General features: G+C 28.5%; 7 protein-coding genes. 3 read left to right on the plus strand and 4 right to left on the minus strand.

Annotated elements, in window-relative coordinates; translation table 11 throughout:
• The 4 genes from B4E59_RS14535 to B4E59_RS14550 all read right to left on the minus strand — a co-directional run.
• On the minus strand, positions 1-216 hold a 216-nt coding region (locus tag B4E59_RS14535; RefSeq protein ID WP_291053647.1), incomplete at its 3' end, for a hypothetical protein.
• Positions 217-319: 103 nt separating this feature from the next.
• On the minus strand, positions 320-1075 hold the full coding sequence (locus B4E59_RS14540) for a DUF4241 domain-containing protein (protein ID WP_038335748.1): 756 nt from the start codon (positions 1073-1075) through the stop codon (positions 320-322).
• An 80-nt stretch (positions 1076-1155) separates the two neighbouring features.
• A complete protein-coding gene (locus B4E59_RS14545) occupies positions 1156-1755 on the minus strand; it encodes a hypothetical protein (RefSeq protein WP_219035245.1) in 600 nt (199 codons plus the stop codon).
• Complete coding sequence (locus B4E59_RS14550; RefSeq protein ID WP_115000276.1) at positions 1748-2323, minus strand: Crp/Fnr family transcriptional regulator; 576 nt, start codon at positions 2321-2323, stop codon at positions 1748-1750. The genes B4E59_RS14545 and B4E59_RS14550 overlap by 8 nt, the downstream gene beginning before the upstream one ends.
• A 108-nt stretch (positions 2324-2431) precedes the next feature.
• Here B4E59_RS14550 and B4E59_RS14555 point away from each other — a divergent pair, with 108 nt between their 5' ends.
• From B4E59_RS14555 to B4E59_RS14565, 3 genes are all read left to right on the plus strand, one after another.
• Positions 2432-2839: an RrF2 family transcriptional regulator gene (locus B4E59_RS14555; protein WP_291053652.1), complete on the plus strand. Its 408-nt coding sequence runs from the start codon at positions 2432-2434 to the stop codon at positions 2837-2839.
• A 59-nt stretch (positions 2840-2898) separates the two neighbouring features.
• Positions 2899-3555, plus strand: a complete 657-nt coding sequence (locus tag B4E59_RS14560; RefSeq protein ID WP_291053655.1) for an NAD(P)-dependent oxidoreductase — start codon at positions 2899-2901, stop codon at positions 3553-3555.
• A gap of 94 nt (positions 3556-3649) precedes the next feature.
• The gene (locus B4E59_RS14565) at positions 3650-4081 is read left to right on the plus strand and encodes a hypothetical protein (RefSeq protein WP_221854441.1); all 432 of its coding nucleotides are present in this window, start codon (positions 3650-3652) and stop codon (positions 4079-4081) included.
• Positions 4082-4144: the final 63 nt, after the last annotated feature.

Raw genomic sequence — 4144 nt, forward strand, 5'->3', positions numbered from 1 at the left:
AATCAAAATGCACAACGGGTATTCTATTGTATCGTATTCCAAATAAAAGTAGTGGATAGAATCATTATAAAAAATATTAGTTTTCCCTCTTAAACTGTAATTATCATCAAATAAATCTTGATTGGATTCTATTGCTGAAATTGTATTTTGATAATCAATTTTCTTAGAACAGCTTATTGTTTCTATAATAAATATGCTAATAAGAAGTTTTCTCATTCTGTTTAATATGATATACAATATGTTAAAATACATATTTTTAAACAAAAAAATCCCTCAATTTCTTGAAGGATTTTAAATTTTATTTGATCTAAAAAATTAATTACAACCACTCATCATCATCTTCTGAATCTTCTAATTCAGCATCGATGAATTGAATATAAAATGCAACAATTTCTCCTTTTTCATTGTATCCAAAGTAAGCGGGATAAATTCCTTCACCAAAACCAGCTTGAAAAATTGGCGATTTGAATTCTGTATTTGGAATTGTCCAATTGATCCAATCTCCTTCTTCTGATTGATATTTCGGATTATTTTTAGCGTTTTCTACAAATAATGCATTGAAATAATCATCATATAAATTTACATCACCTTTACTTTCGAATTCATCAATAAACTTTACAAAAGAATCTTTTGCTTCTGCATCAACAATTGTTGCTAAACCACTTTCAATAGAAAAACCAAAATATTCTCCTTCTTGTAATTCGTCAATCAACTCAATTCCTTTCATTGCTTCTTCATAACGAACAGGTTTTTCGTTTGTAAAAGCAACTTTGATACAACCAATCAAATTCTCAACATCACCATCGTCTTCAAATTTTACGATGCTTGCAGTTACAGGAAAATTACCTTTTGGCGTTTCAAGGAAATAAGGATCTTTGTCCATTGATAAATATTCACCCAAAGGATCATTTACAAAGATTTTACCTGATGGTAAAGAAACTTCTCCCATTTCGATTTGGTCGATTTCTACACCTCCAATTTCTTTATCTGTAAAATATTTTTCTAAATCATTAGGAGCTAAAGTGAATTCTCTTTTAGATTCCCAAGTTTTTAACCATTCTGCTGTTGGTTGCATAAATTATTGTTTTTAAGTGGTACAAAATTACATTAAATAATGAGACTAGCTTAACTTTTATATGTTAGTGAAAAATTAAATTATCTTAATTTTTTTCTCAACTCGTTCTTATCAATATCATATTCTAAATGCATGATCGAAATTAAATCATCTTCAGAAAGTAAATTGTTTTTGTAATATTGAATTAAAAATGATTCGATTTTAGAAAATTCATTTAATGATTTTTGTAAAAAATAAGCTTCAACAAATTGATTATCTTTTGTTTTTAATGTAATTAAATTACTAATTCCGTGCGAACCTTCTGGGTTTTCGAACTCACCAAATTCTTTTACAGCTTTTCCTTTGTAATCTTCATTATCAATGACAATAGAAAATAAATCGTTGATTGAAAAAGTTTGATCCTTTACAGAAATTGTATCTTTTGTAAATGTCAATTTTCCATCAAAATTACCTTTCAATTCTGTAGTAGGTCTTTTAAAATAACCATTCCAATAAGCAACAGCAGTAGCTAAAAGCCCAATAAAAATGTAATAATACGTTTGATTTTTAAAAACTTTCAGCTCCAAAAACACAAAACTAATTACAGTAACGGCGAGAAATGATAAGATTACTTTCGCAATTTGTTTATTATTTTTTTTAGGTTTTTCTGGTACAAAAATTTCAAAACTATAACTATCCATGTGCTATTTCTTTACGAACTCTACTTAAACTTTCGGGTGTGATGCCTAAATATGAGGCGATCATCCATTGTGGTATGCGAGAAAGTTGGTTGGGATAAAGACGCATAAATTCTAAATAACGAGTCTTTGCAGATGCACCAAGTAATAAATTAATACGATCTTGTAAACTGCGCACATGATTTTGAATTAATTTATTTTGAGCAGCTAAATAATTTGGATTTAATCGAGTGATTAGATTATTTAATTTTTCATTCAATAAAATAACGGTAGAATCTTCTATTGCTTGAATATAAAACTTTGATTGTTGCTTACAAAAAGCACTATTTCTATCACTTACAATCCAATTTTCTGTTCCGAATTGTAAAACATGTTCTTTTCCGTTTTCATCTATTGTATAAGAACGAATAACACCAGATTCAACAAAAAAATAATCTTCGGAATATTCACCAGGTTCTAAAATAAATTCATTCTTTTTGATGTGTTTTACCACCAAAAATTTTTCAATTTCTGCCCATTGTTCTTCTGTCAGATCAATAATATTTGATAAATGTTTTTTATAATTTTCCATATGTATAGGAGTATGCAACAAATTTAAGAGAAATTAATTAATAAAATTGTATCAATATTTGTTACAATTAAAAATTTTGTACTAAATTTGTCCCATCGATTTAAAGAAATGAATAATTTAAGATTTGCAACGGCGATTCATATTTTAGTTTTGACTGAAAAATTCAAAGGACAATTAATAACTTCTGATTTTATTGCTGGAAGTATTAATGTGAATCCTGTTGTGGTTCGTCGTGAGATTAAATTCTTGAAAGAAGCAGGTTTCATCGATTCGAAAAAAGGTAAAGATGGAGGAATTCATTTAGTTAAAGATTCTGCTGATATTTTGTTAGGCGATGTCTATAAAATTGTCAATCAAGAAAATGTTTTTGGAAGAATGAATCATACCAATCCTGAATGTCCAGTTGGTAAACAAATGAATGACAATCTTGAAAAATTATTTGATCATGCTGAATTAGAATTGATTAAATCTTTAAATCATAAAACTTTAAAACAATTTTCTGATGAATTTCAGTAAATTTTTTATCTTTAAATGTAACAAAATTAATTACAATATAAAATCAAAAATTAAATAAAATGAGAGTAGCAGTAATTGGGGCAACAGGTTTTGTAGGCTCACATATCGTAGAAGAATTGGTAAATAGAAATCAATCTATCAAAGCATTTGCGCGAAATACAGACAAGGTTTTGGATAGTATAAATGTAGCAAAAGTGGCGTTAGATGTCAACGATGTGCAAGCTTTGGCGACAGATTTGAAAGGTGCTGATGTGGTTGTAAGTGCTTTTAATGCTGGTTGGACAAATCCAAATATTTATGAAGATTATTTGAAAGGCGCAAAAGCTATTGAAGAAGCAACTAAATTAGCAGGCGTAAAACGTTTGATTGTTGTTGGTGGAGCGGGAAGTTTGTATGTGAATGATCAAAAAGAATTACAAATTGTAGACGCGCCAGATTTTCCTGAGCAAATAAAACAAGGTGCTTTGGCTGCGAGAGATTATTATAATATCTTGAAACAAGATAATGAGTTGGATTGGACAATGTTTTCTCCAGCGCCAGAAATGCATCAAGGAACTTCTGGAGAGCGAAAAGGTACGTATCGTTTAGGAAATGATGTTCCTGTTTTCAATGCAGAAGGTCGTAGTATTTTGTCTGTGGAAGATGTTGCAGTGGTAATTGCAGATGAAATTGAAAATGCCAATCATATAAAAAGCAGATTTACAGCAGCTTATTAGTGTTTTTAAATAAATTTATAATAAAATTATTTTTATAGGACAATTTTTTGTTTTTGGTACGGTTTGTGAAAAACAGATAGCAAATACAAGAATAATGAAATTGTCAATCGCAATAGGATGTTTAATTCTAAGTTTAGGATTTGTTCTAATATGCTCTTTTCTAAATCTTGGTGTATTTTTTAATCAACTACTTGGAGTAGTTTTTCTGTTCTGTAGTTTGTTTATGGGGTATTTAGGTTTCGTCAATTTATTTGATTACCTAAATCATTCAAGATTATTAAATAAAGGAGTAAAAGTAAAAGCACATATTATTGAAATAAAAAGAGGTTTATTAGGAGAAAATCATTTGCCAGATTATATAGTTGAAGTCTTTTATAAACATCCTAATAATGAGAAAATTTACTATACAGAGTTTGAATATTTTGGAGATGTTAATGCAAATGAGATTTTAAAAAAAGGAAAAGATGTCGATATCTTAATCGATCCTCAAAATCCAGAAAATATATATTATAAAAATATAATTTAAAAAAGGCTGTCCTAACAAATAGACAGCCTTTATTATTTTTATTAGTGTCCCGTCCTGAAATAG

This window comes from Empedobacter sp. UBA2044 (genome assembly GCF_002333005.1).
In the GTDB taxonomy this organism is placed as follows: domain Bacteria; phylum Bacteroidota; class Bacteroidia; order Flavobacteriales; family Weeksellaceae; genus Empedobacter; species Empedobacter falsenii_B.

Bases quoted from the DNA above. Each gene is read 5' to 3' on its own strand.
- B4E59_RS14540 (WP_038335748.1), bottom strand. From the start codon at position 1,075: ATGCAACCAACAGCAGAATGGTTAAAAACTTGGGAATCTAAAAGAGAA.
- B4E59_RS14545 (WP_219035245.1), bottom strand. From the start codon at position 1,755: ATGGATAGTTATAGTTTTGAAATTTTTGTACCAGAAAAACCTAAAAAA.
- B4E59_RS14550 (WP_115000276.1), bottom strand. From the start codon at position 2,323: ATGGAAAATTATAAAAAACATTTATCAAATATTATTGATCTGACAGAA.
- B4E59_RS14555 (WP_291053652.1), top strand. From the start codon at position 2,432: ATGAATAATTTAAGATTTGCAACGGCGATTCATATTTTAGTTTTGACT.
- B4E59_RS14560 (WP_291053655.1), top strand. From the start codon at position 2,899: ATGAGAGTAGCAGTAATTGGGGCAACAGGTTTTGTAGGCTCACATATC.
- B4E59_RS14565 (WP_221854441.1), top strand. From the start codon at position 3,650: ATGAAATTGTCAATCGCAATAGGATGTTTAATTCTAAGTTTAGGATTT.